Below are 245 nucleotides of genomic sequence, written 5' to 3' on the forward strand. Positions count from 1 at the left end.
GATCGACACCAGCGACATTCCCGAGCTGGGCGAGGCATTCTGGAAAAACGCCGTCCGGGGCCGGTTCTACAAGCCCACCAAGACTGCAACCACGGTGCGCGTGGATGCGGACGTGTTGGCGTGGCTCAAGGGGCAGGGCAAGGGCTACCAGACCCGCATGAATGCGATCCTGCGCCGTGCCATGCTAGCCGATCTCGATCAGAGAAACTGAACAGGATAAAATACGATGGCAAATTTAGTTGTTT

1 protein-coding gene is annotated in these 245 nt (G+C 57.6%); it reads left to right on the forward strand.

Annotation, left to right across the window (positions count from 1 at the left end):
• The coding region (locus SB816_RS34210) for a BrnA antitoxin family protein (RefSeq protein ID WP_410548524.1) at positions 1-211 on the forward strand (211 nt) is incomplete at its 5' end.
• Between the last annotated feature and the right edge of the window lie 34 nt (positions 212-245).

Origin of the sequence: Achromobacter sp. SIMBA_011 (genome assembly GCF_046535435.1) — a bacterium.
GTDB classification, from domain to species: Bacteria; Pseudomonadota; Gammaproteobacteria; order Burkholderiales; family Burkholderiaceae_B; genus Achromobacter; species Achromobacter dolens.